Source organism: Pseudonocardia sp. UM4_GMWB1 (assembly GCF_017312155.1).
GTDB classification, from domain to species: domain Bacteria; phylum Actinomycetota; class Actinomycetes; order Mycobacteriales; family Pseudonocardiaceae; genus Pseudonocardia; species Pseudonocardia alni.
In genome coordinates this window covers 4,035,362-4,052,566 of record NZ_QJPN01000001.1, presented here as the reverse complement: position 1 = coordinate 4,052,566, position 17,205 = coordinate 4,035,362, and the positions used below count along the sequence as shown (strand labels likewise).

The following is a 17,205-nucleotide window of genomic DNA, read 5'->3' as shown; positions in this document are numbered from 1 at the left end:
GGCGGGGCCCTCGTCGTGGAACGGGTGGTGCTCAGTCCAGGTAGTCGCGCACTATGCCTGACTAGTGCGTCGTGCTGAACCGCAGGTCAGCAGGTCGCCACTGAGCGTCGTGCTCCGCGATATCCTGGACTGAACGGATAGCTCGGGACGCCTACCCAGTAGGCGGGCCCGGCCGGTGTTGGAAGCACCGGGACCCCGGGCCCTTGACCGGAAGGTCCTCCGGCCCGTGAGAACCGTATCGCGCACCCGTGCGCTTGTGACCCCTCCGACCAGCGGCAACCACCGCGATCGCACCGGCCGCACCTGGCCCGGACTGTCCGCCCAGCCGGCCCGCCGGGGCCGCCACGTCGCGCGCGACGCCCGGCTTCGGCTGCTGATTGCCGTCGGGCTCGGCGCCGGCGTCGCCCTGGTCGTCTTCGGCCTCATCCTGGCGGTAGCCGGATGAGCTACTCCGACATCGCCGCCGCCGTCCGGCACCGACCGGGCCACCGCGCACATCGACTGCGGCGCGGTCGAGGACTACCTGCCCGCGACCGCCGACCGGCAGGACGACCTCACCGACGACGGGGCGAGCCGGTGACCGCCGCCGACCCCACCCTGGACCGCCGCGGCGACGAGCACGACGCCGCTGCCTACCCGCCCTGCGCCGGCGCCGCCGACCTGTGTGGCGCCCCCGCCGGCCAGCCCTGCGAACCGGGCTGCCCATCACTCGCCGCCGACCGCTCCGTCTGCACGGCGGGGTGGGAGTCGTGAACCGGGTGCTGTACCTGCTGCTGGGCCTCGTCGCCGTCGCCGCCGCCGTCCTGTCGTTCGCCGCGCTGCGTGACCTCGCCGAGGCGTGCGGGTTCGCGCCGGAGCTGGCGTGGCTGCTGCCCGTCGTCATCGACGCCGGCGCCGCCGCCGGGTCGGTGGTGTGGCTCGGCGCCCGGGTGCCGGACGGGGCGCGCCGGTTCGCCCGCGCGCTCGCCCTGCTGCTGCTCGCCGCATCCGTCGCCGCGAACGCCCTCGGGCACGGCCTGGCCGCCTACCGGCTGCAGCCGGCCTGGTGGGTTGTCGTCCTCGTCTCCGCCGTCGCGCCGGCCGTGCTCGGCGCCGTCGTCCACCTCGCCGTGCTCGCCAGCCGCGCCGGCGCAGCGCCGGCGCACGACGGCGCGCCACCTGACCAGGGGGAACGCGTCGACGAGCACGACCCGGTGCCGGCCGACGTCGAGCCCGACAGCCCGGACGTCGCAGACCTCCGCGACGAGGCGGAGGCGCCGGACTGGTGGGAGCACGCCGACCCCGTGCCCGCCCTTCCTGTCGAGCAGCCGCCGGCCGCGGCCGAGCCGGACGACGACCGGGCGGCCCGGCTCATCGCCGACGGCGCCGGCCGCCGACGCCTCGCCCGGGAGCTGGACATCACCGAGCACGCCGCGCGGGAGCTGATCGCCGCCCACCGCGACGTCGACACCGTGGGAGCGACGCGATGAACCCCGACACGGCTACAACGGTGCCGGCCGGGACGACCACCGTGGTCGTGCTGCTCGCCGTCGCCGCGCTGCTCGCCCTGGCCGCCGGCTGGTCGTGGCGGCGCCGGAACTGGCCGGCCTGCGCCGCGCTGTCCTGCGCCGGGATGGTCGTCACCTACGTGCTGTGGCTGGTCGCCACCACCGCGCTGCTCGTCCTCGCCGGGGTCACCGCGGCCGTGCTGGTCGCCGCCGGCTGGCACCGGTGGACCCGCACCGCCGGCACCGTCACCAGGTGGGGGAACCGGATGCGGCGCACCGCCGGCGTCGCCACCGGCGTCGAGATCGCCCGCGTCGCCTCCGCGGCGGCCGTCCGCCGCCGCGCCGCGGTGGTGCGGCCGTCGCTCGGCGAGCTGAACCGCCGCGACCGGCTCCGTACGAAGACCACCGAGGTCGCCGTGCCGCTCGCCCGCGTCGGGCTCATGCGGGTGTGGTCGCTGGTGGAGGACGTCGTCCTCGTCTTCGGCGGACCGCGTACCGGGAAGACCGGATGGTTGGCCGGCCGGGTGATCGACGCACCGGGCGCCCTGCTGGTGACGTCCACCCGGACCGACCTGCACGCGCTGACCTCCGGGCTCCGCGCAGGCCGCGGCCCGGTGCACGTGTTCAACGCCGTTGGCCTCGGCGGGCTGCCGTCGACAGTCACGTTCGACCCGCTGACCGGCTGCACCGACCCCGTCACCGCGGCCGAGCGGGCCGCGGACATGCTCGGCGCGGTCACCACCGCCGGTGGTGACCGCGAGTTCTGGGACGGGCAGGCCCGTCGGGTGCTGGCCGCGCTGCTGCACGCCGCCGCCCTCGGCGAGCTGACCATGCGCGACGTGCTGCGGTGGGTGTCCGATCCGGAGGCGGGACGGCGGCAGGTCACCGGGCTGCTGCGCCGGTCTCCGGAACCGGCCTACGTGGAGGACGCCGGCCAGTTCCTCGCCACCAACGACCGAACCCGGTCGTCGATCACCAGCACGATCATGCCGGCCCTCGGGTGGCTGACCTCGCCGGCGGCGTCGGCCGCGGCGGAGCCGGGCCGCAACCTCGACATCGCCGACCTGCTGGCGAGCCGCGGCACCATCTACCTGCTCGGCGCGGAGGAGACCCAGGCCGCTCCGCTGGTGTGCGCCCTGACCGGGCACATCGCCCGGGAGGCCCGCCGCATCGCCGCCCGGCAGCCCGGCGGCCGGCTGGACCCGCCGCTGACCCTCGCCCTGGACGAGGCCGCCCTGATCTCGCCGGTCCCGCTGGAGTCGTGGACGGCGGACATGGGCGGGCGGGGCGTCACGATCATCGCGGCCTTCCAGTCGCGGGCACAGCTCATCGCCCGGTGGGGCGAGACCGGCGCCGCGATCATCCTCAACAACAGCGCGTCGATCATGGTGTTCGGCGGGACCCGGGATCGCGACGACCTCGCCTACTGGTCCACCCTCGCCGGGGACCGCGACGAGCGGGTCGAGACCACCGACGACCACGGCCGGGTCACCTCCCGGTCCGTGCGCAAGGTGCCGGTGCTCGCCCCGGCGCAGCTCGCGAATCTGCCCGCCGGGCGGGTCGTGATGTTCCGGCGCGGCATGGCCCCGGCGATCGGGCGGCCGGCGATGGCGTGGCGACGCCGTGACGTCCGCGCCCAGGCCCGCGCCGCCCGGGCCGTCCGCCCGGTCGAGCCGGGCCCGGTGACGGTGGGCGAGGCCGCCACCCGGGCGGCCCGCGACGCCGCCGCCGCGGCGGCTACGCCGGTGGTCCTGCCCGTCCCGTCGCCCGCCGTCCCGCCCGCCCCGTCACCCGCGGGAGACGACCGGGCGACCAGCACCCACCCGGCGGGCGGGCAGCCGGGCGATCCGGTAGGCGACCCCGCCCGGGCCGGGTGGTGACCGTGCCCGACCACGACGACCAGCTCACTGCGCTCGCCCGCGCTCACGAACGCACCGACCGGCGGGTGGAGAAGCTGACCGGGCAGGTGCACGCCCTCGCCCACGAGGTCACCCGCGTCGCCGACACCCTCGCCGGCACCGGTGACGGGACCGGCCCGCCGCCGGTGCGGTCGTGGCTGCTCGCCGACGACCCCGCCGCGGCCGGCCAGGACCTCGCCGACCTGTGCGAGTGGCTGACCGCCGTGTACCTGCACTACCCCGACGCCGCCCTGCCGGCGTGCTGGATGTGGCACCCCGCCGTCGTCGAGGAACTGACGTGGCTGCGCGGCGCGCACAGCGCCGCCTACAGCGGCCCCGACGCCTCCTGGGCCCGCGTCGGGGACTGGCACGACCGGCACCGGCCCGGCGTCGTCCGCCGGATCGCCGCCGTCGCCAACACCTGCGACCTCGACCTGCACCGACCCGGGCAGCGCGCACACCAGCCGCCGCAGGCCGCCCCGCTCGGCTACGCAGCCGCCGAGATCGCCGCCGCCTGGACCCTCGACCGCCGCCACCCCGACCCCAACAGCACCCAGCTCGACGACGCACGAGCCCACCTCGACAGGAGCCACCGATGAGCACCCGACAGCCCACCAGCAGCGACCACGACGAGCACCACCAGCAGACCGCACAAGATCAGGACCAGAGCACAGAACGGACGGACACACCTAGGCATCACGATCTGATGGGGCGCCGCGACGCGGCTGCCGGGACTCCGCCGCAGCGCGCCGCAGACGGTGCCGGCCCGGCTGCAGCCGGGCGCAGTGTGTACGTCGCCGAGCAGCCTGTGCGGGTGCGCACCGAGCCCGTCGCGCTGACCGATCTCGGGCGCGACGACTGGTTCATCGGACCCGACCACGTGCTCTACGAGGTGGCCCGTCCGGCAGCGGAGCACCCGTCGGGCTGGACCGACGTCGTCAACCTGTCCATGTCCGATGACGCCGTGCAGGCCGCGGTCGAGCGGGGCGACAACGAGGCCGGCGCCAGCCTGCGCGACGGAGTCTTCAACTACGCCGCGCCGGTCACCGTGGACCTAGTCACCGGGCTCGTGCCGGCCGACGAGCAGGGGCCGGCCGACGAGGCCCGCACGAGCGTGCTGCGGTCGCTGACCGAGCGGTGGGCCGGCACCGGCAGCGAGGCCTTGGCCCAGCGCGCCGGTCAGGCCGCGCGAGACGAGTACGCCGCAGCGCTCGCCCAGCGCGATGCCGCCCGCGCCGCCGACACGGCCGCGCCGTCGGAGCAGACGCGGGCGGCGCTGCAGGCTGCCGACGACCGCCTGGTCGCCGCCGAGAGCCGCGAGTGCGACCTCGACAGCGACCAGCACCACGTCGAGCGCGCCCAGGACACCGTGACCGAGCTGGTCAACTCCGCCCTCGAACGCCAGCACCCGCCCGGGCGGTGGGAGGCGACCGCGCTCGCCCACGCCCAGGAGCGGGCCGCCCGCGCCGGCACCCGCCACGCCGCCGGACCACCGGAGTGGCTGGCGCAGCAGGTCGACTACCGGGCGGGAAACGCCCGCGAGGCCCTGGCCCTGCCGGGTGAGGACACCCCGCAGGGCGAGCGGGCCCGGCGGATCCTCGCCGACCTGCTCGCCGACGGCGAGGACACCCGCCGCCGCGCCCGCGACCAGCTGACCCGGTGGGACCAGGAGGACCGCCGGTACCAGCAGCAGCTCTACGACGGCGTCGACGACAGCGACATCGGGCGGGCGGTCGCCCGCGCCCGGGAGGCCGTCACCCGCCGCGTGGACCGCCGCGACGCCCGCAGCCGCGACGACGACGAGCACGCCCGCCCGGTCGCCCACCAGGACGGCCACGACGCCGCCCGCGGCGACACCGACGACACCCGGGAGCGCTGACCGCCGTGCTGAGCCTGTCCACCGGGCACGACACCCGCTACCTGACCGACGCCGTCGCCGGCGGGCGGGAGGGCTACTACACCGGCGCCGTCGCCGCGGGCGAACCCGCCGGGCTTTGGTACGGGGCCGGGGTGGGCGGGCTCGGGCTGGCCGGGGAGGTCGACGCCACCGTGATGGAGGCCGTCTACAGCCGGCTGCTCGACCCGCGGGACCCGGCCGCCCGCGGGCGGGAGACGTGGGATGAGGCTCGCCCGCTCGCCCGGGGGCACCGGGCGTACCGGTCCGCGGACCGGGTGTACGACGAGCTGGTGGCGGGCGAGCCGGGCGCCGGCCCGGAGCGGCGGGCGGAGCTGCGCGCCCAGGCCGACCGCTCCGCCCGCCAGGCCGTGTCGTTCATCGACGCCACGTTCTCCGCGCCCAAGAGCGTGACCGTGCTGGCGGTGGCGTTCGAGCGGGCCGCGAACGACGCCCGCGCCACCGGCGACGCCGACGCGGCGGCGGCGTGGGCGGCGCACCAGCGCGCCGTCGAGGACGCCGTCATGGCCGGCGCCCGCGCCGCCATCGACTACCTGCAGGACGTCGCCGGCTACAGCCGCGTCGGGCACCACGGCGGCGGCGCCGGGCGGTGGACCGACGCCCACGAGTGGGTCGTCGCCCAGTTCCTGCAGCACGACAGCCGCGACCGCGACCCGCAGTTGCACGTGCACCAGGCGATCCTGAACCGGGCGCGGTGCGCCGACGGGCAGTGGCGGGCCCTGGACAGCCGGGCGATCCACGCCCACCGCGGCGCCGCCGGCGCCATCGCCGAACGCGTCATGGAGGCCCACCTCGCCCGGTCGCTCGGGGTGCGGTTCGAGACCCGCCCGGACGGGCGGGCCCGGGAGATCGTCGGCGTCCCGCAGCCGATCATGGACATGTTCTCGTCCCGCCGGCGGGCGATCTCCGCCCGCGCGGGCGAGCTGGTCGCTGCCTACCGCGCCCGGCACGGGCGGGAACCGTCCGCGCTGGAACGGACCCGCATCGCCCAGCAGGCGACGCTGGCGACCCGGCGGGCGAAGGCCCACGACGGGGAGACCCTGACCGCCCGCCTGGACCGGTGGGAGGCCGAGACGCGGGCGGAGCTGGACGGCGGGCTCGCCGCCGTCGCCCGCGCTGTGCTCGACCGGGCGCAGGCATCCGATCCGGCCGCCCGGTGGGAGCCGCGCGACGTCATCGAACGTGCCCTGGCCGCCGTCGGCGACGCCCGCCAGACCTGGACCCGCTCCGACCTGACCCGGGCGATCTCCGACGCCCTGCCCGCCCACCTGGACCTGGCGCCCGGGCGGGTGCGGGTGCTGCTCGACGGGCTCACCGACGCCGCCCTCGACTCGGCGGTCGAGGTCACCGCCGGCGAGGACACCACCGGGCTCACCCCGGACCTGCTGCGCGGCGACGGCCGGTCGGTGTACGAACGCCCCGGCGGCGCCCGCTACGCCACCCCCGGCCAGCTCGCCGCCGAACGGACCCTGGCCGCTGCGGCGGTCGAGCGCGGCGCACCCACCCTCGCCGGCACGGTGGTGGACGGGCTGGTGGCCCGGTTCGCCGACCACGGCCGCGAACTCGGCGCCGACCAGGCCGCCGCGCTGCGCGGCGTGCTTACCTCCGGTGCTCGTGTCGAGGTGCTGTCCGCCGCCGCCGGCACCGGGAAGTCGTTCGTCGTCGGCGCGATCGCCGACGCCTGGACCGACCCCCACCGGCACACTGGCCAGCACGGTGACGGTCGAGCGCCGCGGGTGGTGGGGTTGGCGACGTCGCAGGCCGCCGCCGGCGTGCTCGCCGACGAGGGGATGATCTCGGCGAACGTCGCCGCCTGGTTGGGGGCGCAGCGACGGCTCGCCGACGCCCGCCCAGGCCAGCCGTCTGCGGGCGGGGACGAGGCGTGGCGGCTGCACGCCGGGGACCTGGTCGTCGTCGACGAGGCCGGCATGACCGCCACCGGGGACCTGCTCGCCGTGCAGCAGCGCTGCGCCGCGGCCGGGGCGAAGCTGCTGCTCGTCGGCGACCCCCGCCAGCTCGCCGCCGTCGGCCCCGGCGGCGCCCTCGCCGAGCTCGCCGAACGCGGCCTGCGCTACGAGCTCACTGAGGTCCGCCGGTTCACCAACGCGTGGGAGGGGGCGGCGTCGCTGCGGCTGCGCGACGGCGACCCGGCCGCGCTGGCCGACTACGAGCGGCACGGCCGCCTCGTCGACGCAGGCACCGCCGAGCAGGCCGAGACCGCGGCCGGGCGGGCGTGGCTGGCCGACACCATCGCCGGCCGGGACGCGCTGCTGCTGGTCGGCACGAACGAGGCCGCTGCCCGGGTGTCGGCGGCGTTGCGGGCGGAGCTGGTCGCGCTCGGGCGGGTCGCCGAACGCGGCGTGCCCCTCGCCGCGCCCGGCTGCGTCGCCGGCGTCGGGGACCGGGTGCAGGCCCGCCGCAACGCCTGGCACCTGATCGGGCACGACGGGAACACCCGAGCCCCGATCAACCGCGAGACCTACACCGTCACCGAGTTGCTGCCCGGCGGCGGGCTGCGCGTCGTCGACACCGCCGGCGTCCCGGTCGTCCTGCCCGCCGGCTACGTCACCGAGCACCTGGCGTTGGGCTACGCGTCCACGGTGCACGCGGCACAGGGGCGCACCGTCGACACCGGGCACGCCGTCCTCGGCTCCACCACCGACCCCGGGTCCGCCTACGTGTCGTTGACTCGGGGACGCGACCGCAACACCGCCTGGACGATCACCCGCGCCGTCGGCGACGACACCCCCACCGGCGCCACCCTCGACACCGCCGCCCGCACCGCGCGGGCCGTGATCGCCGACGCCCTGGCCGTCGACCCCGGCGACGTCACCGACCGCACCGCCACGGCCCAGGCCGCCGCCGGCGCCCACGACACCGTCTCGATGCGCCGCCACCTCGACCGGCTCGCCGCCGAGATCGCCGACGCCACCGCCGGCCGCACCGCCCGATGGCTCGACCGGCTCGCCGCCGACCACGCACTGCCCGCCCACCAGCGCGAGGCGCTGGCCGCCGACCCGGCCACCGACACCCTCGCCCGGCTGCTGCGCACCGCCGAGCTGGCCGGCCACGACCCCGCCGCCGTGCTCGCCGACGCCGTCGCCGGCCGCACCCTGGCCGGGTCCCGCAGCCCCGCCCAGGTGCTGCACTCGCGCATCAGCAAGGCCCTCGACGGGCGCCTCGACCCGCACCTGCGCACCTACCGCGACCTCATCCCGGCCGGGCTGCCCGCCGAGCGGGCCGACCGACTCGCCGCGCTGGCCGACGCCGCCGACCAGCGCCGCCACCAGCTCGGCGCGGCCACCGCGGTCGAGCTGCCCCAGTGGGCACGCGAAGCGCTCGGACGGATCCCCGACGACCCCACCGACCGTGCCGGGTGGGAGACACGGGCCGGGTGGGCCGCCGCCTACCGGGAGGTCGCCGGCCACGCCGACGTCGCCGATGCCCTTGGCTCCGCCCCGCCCGCCGGGCTCGCCGAGACCCACGCCGCCTGGCGGGCCGCGCACACCGCCCTCGACCTGCCCGACGCCGGCGCCGACGAGGCCGAGATGTCCGACGGGCAGCTCCGCGCCCGCGTCCGGGCGTGGGAGCGGGAACGGCCGTGGGCGCCGGCCTACGTCGCCGACGACCTGGCCGCCGCCGAGCAGGCCGCCCAGCGGGCCCGCGCCGACGCCACCGTGTGGGCCGCCCGCGCAGACACCGCCGACGACCCCGCTGAGGCCGACCGGCTGCGCCGCGACGCCGACGACGCCACCGCCGCGGCCGACCGGCTCGACCAGCAGGTCGCCGACCTCGACCAGGCCGACACCGCCCGGGCACGGTGGTGGGCCCACACCGCGGTCACCCGCGACCACGCCGCGCGGGCCCGGGCCGCGCTCGGCGCCCGCGGCGTCGACCTCGACCGCCCGGCCGAGCAGGTGACCGCCGACGAGTGGCTGGCCGTCCACCGCGCCGACCAGGTCGAGCAGGACCGACACCGCGACGTCACCGCCGGCGACGTGCTCGACGACCGCCCGGCCGACGCCGACGACCTGCTCGCCGCCGACGACAAGCCGGCGCTGACCGCCGTGCCGGACGTCCGGGACGACGCGACCGCAGCGCCCGGCGAGTACGCCGACCGCGACCAGGTGCTCGACGTCGACGACACCGCCGCCGCGGTCGCCCGCGCCCAGGCAGCGCTGGCCGAGATCGCCGCCCGCCAGACCGTCGACGACCGCGCCGACCGGGACGCCGCCGACGAGCGGGCCGACCAGCTCGCCCGCCGGACCGCCCGCGACCGCCAGCACGACCAGGTCGAGCACAACGACCGGGCAGAGCACGGCCCGGTGCTCGACCGGTGACCGGCTACCCGGCGGTGCGGGTCCGGTCGGCCAGCTCCCGGATGTGCCGCCAGTGCCGCAACGCCTCGCCGGTCTCCCGGCCGCGGCGGGCACGCTGCGCGTCCTGCCACGCCGGCCGGTCGCGGTCCGGGCGAGCGACGTAGCGCTGCGAGCCCGGCACGACCGCCCCGTCAGCGTCGCGGTCGGGCAACTCGACCGGCGGGTCCGGGCGCACCCCCAGCAGCCACGACAGCGCCCGCCACGCCCCGTAGCACCAGGCCGGGTCGACGATGCGGGTCGGGCGGGGGCTGGCACCGAGCCGGTACCAGTCCCACCCGGTCGGCTCCTCCTGCCCGGCCGCCGCGCACAGCGCTGCCCACGACTCCCCGCGGGCGATCTCCCACGACGGCGCCTCGGTCCGGTCGGTGGCCGGGCCCGGCTGCGTCGCCGGGCGCAGGACCCAGTTCACCGCCGCGAACGCACCCCCGGCCGCGGTGTCGTCGGCAACGTCGTACACCTGGTACGCGGCGATGAGGCAGTCCCGAACCGCCAGCTCGACCGGCACCACCCAGCCGGGCACGGGACCGACGTCGCTGCTCATCCGGCGAGTATGCGACCGACCACCGACAGAACGGAACGGCGAACACGATGAGGCCCCCACCGCAGGGCTGCTGCAGTGGGGGCCTCGGTTGCGCGCCGTGTCGTTGTGCGTGACTACCCCGGCTATCGGCGCGCAGCTCGGGGGAGGGGGGTCAGTTCGTCCAGGTGATCGGGTCGGAGAAGCTGAACGAGGGTGCGTACTTCACCGCGTTGACGTCGGTGGTCTGCTGGTCGCCGCAGATCATCCCCGAGGTGGTGCCGCCCGGGGCGAGCTGACCGGAGTTCAGGGCCTTCGCCCCGGCGTTGAACGGGATCGACGCGGACGCCTCGACCCCGGCCGGGGTGGTGAACTTCCAGTCGAACGGGTTGAACGACGCCGGGGTCGACCCGTTGTTCTTGTAGGTGACCGTCGAGCACGCCTGCGTCATGCCGAACTCGGTGACCTTCTCCGGCGCGGACGCTGAGATGACCAGGTCTCCGGAGGTGGCCTCCTGCCCGAACTTCACCGACTGGTCCCCGCTCGCGGGGGCACCGACGGCGGCAGGGGCGGCGTTCGCGTCACCCGAGGCGGTCGCCGGGGCCTGCTCGTCGCCGCCACCGCCGGTGGCGATCGCGATGACGACGATCGCGACCAGGATCCCGAGGCTCACCTTGAGCCCGGTGCGCTTCTTCTTCGGCGCGGGCGGCGGGATCTGCGGGGCCTGGTTGTACTGCGGGTACTGGCCCTGCGGGGGCGGGTAGCCCTGCGGCGGGTACTGACCGCCCTGCTGGGGCGGGTACTGACCGTAGTAGGGCTGCTGCTGGGGGTGGCCCTGGTAGGGGCTCTGCGGCGTAGTCACGTACCGCTTATCGGCCGCGTCACCCCGTCATTAGCGCCCCGACCTGCAGATCATCAACGTTGTTGAACTGCTCTTTACCCAGGCAACCCGCGGGGCTCCGCCCCACACCCTGGCCCTCCCTCCCGCAGGTGGGCGGGGCGGGGTCCTGCGGTCGATCGGTCGCCCCGGAGGGGTGCCACACCGGTGTCGGCCGCCGCAAGGCGAAGAACGTGCCTTGCCCCGACCGACACCGGCGCGGCCACGCTGCGCGCGCCCGACCGACCGCAGGACCAGCCGGAGGGTGGGTAGACGTCCTACATCACCCAGCCGACCGGGGACGACCACTCCAGCATCGCCGGGCTATCCCACTGTCGTTCGTCGTCGGCGACGTCGGTGCAGTGCAGGTCGAGCCGGATGGTGGCTGTGACAGCCCAGTCCGGGACGTCCATCGGCACGAGGATCCGGTCGCCGAGGACGATCCGGTATGTGGTCGTCGAGCCTTCCCGATGGTCGAACAGGGACGCCCCGTCGTCCTGCTCAGCCCCGGTGGAGCTGGCCCGCCACCTACCGGAGGCGGTGACCTCGGGCGGGCCGGCCACCATCCTCGCGACCACAGTCAGCCGGTTGCCCTCGTGGATGTCGCCCTCCAGCTCGAACCGCGGCTGGTCAGCCCGGTGCAAGGTCCGGCGCGCCAGGTCGACGCTCTCCCTCGCGCTGCCCGCCTGGTCGACGGTCGCCGAGGCGGACACGCTCGCTGCGCGAGCGGATTCCCGCGCCGACTCGGCCTGGTCCTGGGCCGCAGCGCGGGCCTTCTTTGTCTCCTTCAGTGCTGCCGCGGCGCTGCGCGCCTGCAGCCCTGCGAAGACCGCAGCGCCGACGGCGACGAGCACCCCGGTCCACGCTGCGATCGCGGCCCACCCGTCAGCATCCATCCGTGAAACGCTACTTACGACGAGCTCGCTCATGACCAGCAGAACGAGCAGACAGCCTTACCAGCGGCGTGCGCCTGCCCCGTAGTCGTCCACTGGATGGGATGGATGCGTCTGCCGTGCCGCTCGGCCGACGCGATCCCGTACCGGTACTTCGGGCACTGCTCGTGGCTGTGCACGCACTGACCTCGTCGGGTGGTGAATCCCCGGGTCTTGGGGTCCGCGGGCCAGGTGCGTGTGCGCTGGGCATCGGTTGCCACTCGGTCGGGACGGCGATCGTAGGCATCTTCGTTCGGGTCATCGGCCGCCAGTGCCCCGGGAACGTCGTAGGCGCCGGTGTCGTGGTCGGTGCGCAGCCCGGCGCTGATGACTCCGGAGCGGGGCCGCCCGGAGGGCGTCCGGGTATCCACGCCGCACGCCTCCGCGAACTCGAACTCGTCCAGGTTCGGGTCGGCGTGACCGAGGACCTGCGCAACGACCCACATCACGTTCATGCGCACGGCGTCGGTCTCGACCTTGCCGAGAGGAGGGCGCTGGCCGGCGTTCGGGTCGTTCTCCCGGCGGTGCCCGGCACGATCTGTCCGGTACGGCGCGTCGGACCAGTCGTGGTTGTTGATCTCCGCGGCGAACTCGCGGGCAAGGCGACTCAGCGCCATGGCGTCCTCCGATAGGACTGGTAGCGGTCACCGCCCCCCGACGGGGCGGTCACGGCGAAGGTACCGCTCCTCCAGGCCCGTGGATCGCCAGCGAGAACAGGTACGCAGAACTGATGACTCCACCTGGCTGTAGCTAACGCGGCACCCGGCCTATCGACATTCTCGGCGACACCACCTCGTCAACCCGTCGGGAGGCGCCATGAACACCCTCACCCGCACCCTCGCCAGCCTCGCCGTCGGCGTCACCCTCGCCGCCGGAGCCGGCGTCGCCTGCTCCACTCCCCACACCACCGACGGCTACGTCGGCGAGATCCGCGACGCTATGGGCGAGCAGGAGAACTCGGCAGCCTCCGACCAGCAGATCCTCGCTACCGGCCGGATGATGTGCTCCATCCCTGGCGCCCTCGACACCGTTAACACCGCCGAGTCCGACGCCACCCCCCAGTACGCCAGCTTCGTGGAGATCACCCGCGGCTACTGCGACGTCCTCGGCACCGACACCAGCAATGCCTTCGCGCCCCTGCCCGGCACCGGCACCGACCCGGCCGCCGAGACCGCGACCGCCCCGGTCCCGCCGTCCCCGATCGCGATCGGCGCCCCGAACGTCCTGAACTACGGCGGTCAGGACACCGCCACCTGGACCGTCAACGGCGTCGACTGGTGCGAGGGCTACCTGCGCATGGACATCACCCTGAAGACCTCGGACCTGTACGTGCCCGGCCAGGACCACATCTTCATGCGCACCCAGTGGACCGACACCGGTGGCATCACCCACGACAACGCCGGGATCATCGCCCCCTCCTGCGGGGAGGAACTGCCCGAGGGCTACAGCACCCAGCCAGGCAAGACCTACCGCGGCGTCCAGACCTTCGACATCCCCCAGGGCCAGTTCGCGAGCCTGGACATCTACGGCTCCGACGACCGCCAGCACGTCTACACCGAGCAGAGCTGAGCCCCGACGATGAACCCCCAGCCGCCCTACCCGCAGCACCAGTTCCAGCACTGGGCGCAGCCCGCCCGTCGCATCTGGCCGTGGGTCCTGCTCACCGCCGTGCTCGCCACGGTCGTCACCGCCACCATCACCGTCCTGACGATGCTGCTCCTCGCGCCAGCCGGCGCCGACAACCCCGACCCACTGCAGGTGGCCGCCTTCACCCAGAACGCCGGCACCGACCTCTACGGCCGCGGGATCTGGACCGACGACGCCCTCCTGCAGATCGGCCTCGCCGTCTGCGACATGAAAACCGACGGCCTGCACGAGGCCCAGCAGATCGACCAGCTCAAGTCCCGATGGGGCGGCCTCGACGACTTCGACACGATCACCCTGATGCACCACGCCAACGCACGGCTCTGCCCCGGCACCGTGCCGTCATGAGCACCGCCCCGTGCCCGGTCGCCGTCGTCTGCTGGTCCTGCCGCGCCACCGACGGCCTCCGCACCGTCGTCGCGTCCAGCCCCGCCGGGCCGCTCTGCTGGACCGCCTGCCCGCGGTGCGCCGCCGGCGGAGTCCACCTCCGCATCACCGGCGACGCCGCGCTGCGCCTGGCCCGCGAACACCGCGAGCACACCCGGCCGACCGGGACGTAGGCTCCCCGGCGTCCGTTCCGCGCTTCCCCCGCGGCCAGCACCACCCACCCAGGGGGAGCCATGCCCGAACCGATGCCGTTGCACGAGGCCGCCGCGATCCTGCGAGGCCGCCGCATCACCAGCCCCGGCGACCGCGACCGGGCCGCCGTCGTCGTCCTCGCCGCCCTCGACCAGCGCCACGTCGTCACGATCACCGCCGGGCGGCTGCTCGCCGCCCTCGACACCGGCGACACCGACGCCACCGACCGGGCCCGGCGCCGGCTCCGTGAAGCCCTGGACGGACTCGGGAGCTGACCAGCGCGGCGCCGGCGGCGCGCCTCGGTGCCGCCGCCGGCGCAGGTCGCGACCCTGGACCGCATGATGATGCCCTCCACGTCCGCGCCGGCCGGCGGCCTCGCCGACATCGACCCCGACACCGGCACCGTCACCGCGGTCGTCGCCGTCACCGGCGTCCGCGACGACGTCGGTGACATAATCTCGGCCGGCGCATTCCGCAGGACGTTGCGCGAGCGCACCCCCCGGATGTGTGTCGGGCACGACTGGAACAGAATCTGCGGCCGGACGACGTCGATTCGGGAGCTGCTGCCCGGCGACCCCGACCTACCGGCCACCGCCCCGGACGGGTCGCCATGGCCGCGGGGAGCCGGCGCCCTGGTCGCCACCGCCCGCTACCTGCCGACGCGCGACGGCCGCGAGCAGCGCGCCATCGCGACCGCGTTCGGGAAGGACGCCCGCTACTCAATCGGGTTCCGCGTACCCGACGGCGGGGCCCGGCACCGCGGCGACACCCGCGTGATCACCGACTGCGACGTCTACGAGTACAGCCCGGTCCTGCACGGTGCGAACCGGCTGGCCGGCCTCCAGTCCGTGAAGACCGGCGCGCCCGTCGCGCTGGAGCACAAGGCCGCCGCCATCGGCGCCATCGGCGCCATCGGCACCGCCGTACACCCCTTCGCCGACCCGATCGCGGTCATGCGCTGCTACTTCTGCAAAGCCCCCGCCGCCGGCACCCTCACCCTCGCGGCCACCCCGACGACCATGGTCGCCGTCACCTGCGAGCAGCACGCCGACGCCCTCGACGACCTCATCGACTCCGGGTTCGACGACAGCGGGCTGCCACCGCTCGACTCCCTCGACGACGAGCGCCCCGCCCCGTTCGCGACACCGCTGACCTGCTCGCACTGCGGCCAGCCGGCCGGGTCCGCCCTCGCCGGCCGGAGCCCGGACCCGCACCACGACGTGCTTTGCGCCAGGTGCGTGGCCGCGATCCGGGCGATGGCCGCGGGGAACCCGCGCAGCGACGACCCGGACGCCCCCACGACGCCCGAGGACTACACCGCGGCCCTGGCCGACGAGACGCCCTTGACCATGACCGCCGACGCCCGCCTGGTCCGCGACTCCAACGTGTCCGGCGGCGTCTGGTCGCCGACGCAGCGCGGTCGCCGCCGCTACTGACGGCCGGACGTGCCGTTCGCCCGGATTGCGCCGTTCGGTCGCGAACCGGGCGGGCCGCCGCACGTCGTCATGGTCATGCACCCGCTCCCCGCCCGCGCCCGCCGGGCCGCCGGCATCGCCGGCGTCCTCGCCGCCGTCGCACTCCTCACCGCATGCCAGGAAGCATCGGCCAGTCAGCCGCCGCGGCCCACGATCCCGCCGCTGCCGACGATCGCCCTGCCGGCCCCGCCGACCGTGCCCGGCACCCGGCCGAACACCGCCAACATCGTGTTGACGTGCACGCAGCTCGGGACGTCGAAGCAGTATCTGTGCACCCAGACCGGGACCGCGCCGGCACCGGTGCCCCCGCCGACGGCGAACCCGCCGGCCCCGCCGGTCACTACGCCGCCTGTCACCATCCCGCCGGTCACCACCCCGCCAGAGGGCACCCCTGACCCGACCACGCCCCCGGTCGTGACCGCACCGCCGACGACCACACCGCCGACCACGCTCGTCCCGCAGCCGGTCGACGAGGGCACACCCGAGCCCACCACCACGGTGCCCAGCCCAACCACCAGCAGCGCCGTCGGCTGACCCTGGAGCGCGCCCGCCGGCGGTCCGATCCCTGTGATCGCCGGCGAGCGCGTGCCGACGATCGTCGCGGCCGGCGGCCGGGCCGGGCGGGAGGCGCGCGGTCAACGAACCTGTCGTCGCGGTTGACTCGGAACCGCCGCTCACTCCTACCGTGGGCCCATGAGCAACGACAACGACGGCCAGCCCATCGCCGACAACCCGCTCCGGATCGTGATGCGTGCTGCGGCCGTTCCCGACCACGGCCGATGGCAGACGTTCCAGCACCTGCCGAACGACAAGCCGCTGCCGAGCATCACGTGGGCGTCCGTGGGTACCGACGACCCAATGCCGGCCGGCAACTACGTGCTGACCGGCGAGCAGGACGACGAAGGGCGGTGGGTCTACCTGCACGACGGCGTCAGCGTGTGATGCTCGGTGAGCAGGGGGCTCCGTCGTGCAAGGGAGCCGCCGCTACCTGAGCTTCCAGTCGAACCACTTCCGCAGCTCCGCGAGCGTCTCGAACACTGGCTGCCCGGCGTAGCGGGCGACGTAGGCGGCCCGCAGCGCGGCCTGACCCGGCCGCTCGGTCTCGGCGCGCGGCAGGTACCGCTCCTGCGCCCAGTTGACGATGCCGACCTCGTCGTATCGGCGCGGGTAGGACCGGGGGTAGCTGATCCCCCCGATGGACTGCGTGAGGTTCAGAAGCTGGTGCACCGACCGGTTGCACACGTACCGGGCCCCGTCCAGCAGCTCCCCCGAGGAGTCCGTGCGGTCGACGCGGTAACCCGGCATCGGGCCCGGGTCACCTCCGCACAGGTCGTCCAGAGCCCGCGCCCAGGTGGCGACAGCCGCGGCGTGCTGGTGCAGCCGCAGCGCGACCTGCCGGTGGTGCTCGCCGTCCCCGCGTCCACCTGCGACATCCTCGTACGTGGCGCGCCACTGGTCGTGGGCGTCGCGCAGTAGCCACAGTCCCGTTTCGGCCACCTCTC

General features: G+C 75.4%; 19 protein-coding genes. 14 read left to right on the top strand and 5 right to left on the bottom strand.

Annotated features, from left to right (window positions below; genetic code table 11):
• Positions 1–256: 256 nt before the first annotated feature.
• The 7 genes from DMP15_RS18830 (at position 257) to mobF (ending at position 9,640) form a co-directional block, all read left to right on the top strand.
• Positions 257–445, top strand: coding sequence for a hypothetical protein (locus DMP15_RS18830; protein ID WP_337826256.1), 189 nt, complete (start codon positions 257–259; stop codon positions 443–445).
• A gap of 131 nt (positions 446–576) precedes the next feature.
• Complete coding sequence (locus tag DMP15_RS18825) at positions 577–753, top strand: hypothetical protein (protein WP_337826255.1); 177 nt, start codon at positions 577–579, stop codon at positions 751–753.
• Positions 750–1,469 carry a DUF2637 domain-containing protein gene (locus DMP15_RS18820; protein WP_337826254.1) on the top strand — a complete coding sequence of 240 codons (720 nt, stop codon included), beginning with the start codon at positions 750–752 and terminating at the stop codon, positions 1,467–1,469. Before DMP15_RS18825 ends, DMP15_RS18820 begins: the two co-directional genes overlap by 4 nt.
• Entirely contained in the window at positions 1,466–3,367 is a 1,902-nt protein-coding gene (locus DMP15_RS18815) for a type IV secretory system conjugative DNA transfer family protein (protein ID WP_337826253.1), read from the top strand. The genes DMP15_RS18820 and DMP15_RS18815 overlap by 4 nt, the downstream gene beginning before the upstream one ends.
• 2 nt (positions 3,368–3,369) lie before the next feature.
• Entirely contained in the window at positions 3,370–3,984 is a 615-nt protein-coding gene (locus DMP15_RS18810) for a hypothetical protein (RefSeq protein WP_337826252.1), read from the top strand.
• On the top strand, positions 3,981–5,264 hold the full coding sequence (locus tag DMP15_RS18805; RefSeq protein WP_337826251.1) for a hypothetical protein: 1,284 nt from the start codon (positions 3,981–3,983) through the stop codon (positions 5,262–5,264). Before DMP15_RS18810 ends, DMP15_RS18805 begins: the two co-directional genes overlap by 4 nt.
• A 5-nt stretch (positions 5,265–5,269) precedes the next feature.
• Positions 5,270–9,640 (top strand): MobF family relaxase, encoded by a 4,371-nt coding sequence (mobF, locus tag DMP15_RS18800; RefSeq protein WP_337826250.1) that lies wholly within the window; start codon positions 5,270–5,272, stop codon positions 9,638–9,640.
• Between the two features lie 4 nt (positions 9,641–9,644).
• On the opposite strand, the gene DMP15_RS18795 is transcribed toward mobF, so the two are convergent.
• The 4 genes from DMP15_RS18795 to DMP15_RS18780 form a co-directional block, all read right to left on the bottom strand.
• On the bottom strand, positions 9,645–10,220 hold the full coding sequence (locus DMP15_RS18795; RefSeq protein ID WP_337826249.1) for a hypothetical protein: 576 nt from the start codon (positions 10,218–10,220) through the stop codon (positions 9,645–9,647).
• A gap of 151 nt (positions 10,221–10,371) precedes the next feature.
• A complete protein-coding gene (locus tag DMP15_RS18790; protein ID WP_337826248.1) occupies positions 10,372–11,058 on the bottom strand; it encodes a hypothetical protein in 687 nt (228 codons plus the stop codon).
• Between the two features lie 293 nt (positions 11,059–11,351).
• Positions 11,352–12,002, bottom strand: coding sequence for a hypothetical protein (locus tag DMP15_RS18785; protein WP_337826247.1), 651 nt, complete (start codon positions 12,000–12,002; stop codon positions 11,352–11,354).
• A complete protein-coding gene (locus DMP15_RS18780; protein WP_337826246.1) occupies positions 11,999–12,622 on the bottom strand; it encodes a hypothetical protein in 624 nt (207 codons plus the stop codon). Before DMP15_RS18780 ends, DMP15_RS18785 begins: the two co-directional genes overlap by 4 nt.
• 199 nt (positions 12,623–12,821) lie before the next feature.
• On the opposite strand from DMP15_RS18780, the gene DMP15_RS18775 reads away from it, so the two are divergent.
• The 7 genes from DMP15_RS18775 (at position 12,822) to DMP15_RS18745 (ending at position 16,645) form a co-directional block, all read left to right on the top strand.
• On the top strand, positions 12,822–13,574 hold the full coding sequence (locus DMP15_RS18775) for a hypothetical protein (RefSeq protein ID WP_337826245.1): 753 nt from the start codon (positions 12,822–12,824) through the stop codon (positions 13,572–13,574).
• 9 nt (positions 13,575–13,583) lie between these two features.
• The gene (locus DMP15_RS18770) at positions 13,584–13,997 is read left to right on the top strand and encodes a hypothetical protein (RefSeq protein ID WP_337826244.1); all 414 of its coding nucleotides are present in this window, start codon (positions 13,584–13,586) and stop codon (positions 13,995–13,997) included.
• Positions 13,994–14,209 (top strand): hypothetical protein, encoded by a 216-nt coding sequence (locus tag DMP15_RS18765; protein WP_337826243.1) that lies wholly within the window; start codon positions 13,994–13,996, stop codon positions 14,207–14,209. The genes DMP15_RS18770 and DMP15_RS18765 overlap by 4 nt, the downstream gene beginning before the upstream one ends.
• 60 nt (positions 14,210–14,269) lie before the next feature.
• Positions 14,270–14,503, top strand: coding sequence for a hypothetical protein (locus DMP15_RS18760; protein WP_337826242.1), 234 nt, complete (start codon positions 14,270–14,272; stop codon positions 14,501–14,503).
• Positions 14,504–14,566: 63 nt separating this feature from the next.
• Positions 14,567–15,664, top strand: coding sequence for a hypothetical protein (locus tag DMP15_RS18755; protein WP_337826241.1), 1,098 nt, complete (start codon positions 14,567–14,569; stop codon positions 15,662–15,664).
• A 75-nt stretch (positions 15,665–15,739) separates the two neighbouring features.
• Positions 15,740–16,237: a hypothetical protein gene (locus tag DMP15_RS18750; protein ID WP_337826240.1), complete on the top strand. Its 498-nt coding sequence runs from the start codon at positions 15,740–15,742 to the stop codon at positions 16,235–16,237.
• A 159-nt stretch (positions 16,238–16,396) separates the two neighbouring features.
• On the top strand, positions 16,397–16,645 hold the full coding sequence (locus tag DMP15_RS18745) for a hypothetical protein (protein WP_337826239.1): 249 nt from the start codon (positions 16,397–16,399) through the stop codon (positions 16,643–16,645).
• Positions 16,646–16,687: 42 nt separating this feature from the next.
• On the opposite strand, the gene DMP15_RS18740 is transcribed toward DMP15_RS18745, so the two are convergent.
• Positions 16,688–17,200, bottom strand: a complete 513-nt coding sequence (locus tag DMP15_RS18740; protein WP_337826238.1) for a hypothetical protein — start codon at positions 17,198–17,200, stop codon at positions 16,688–16,690.
• Between the last annotated feature and the right edge of the window lie 5 nt (positions 17,201–17,205).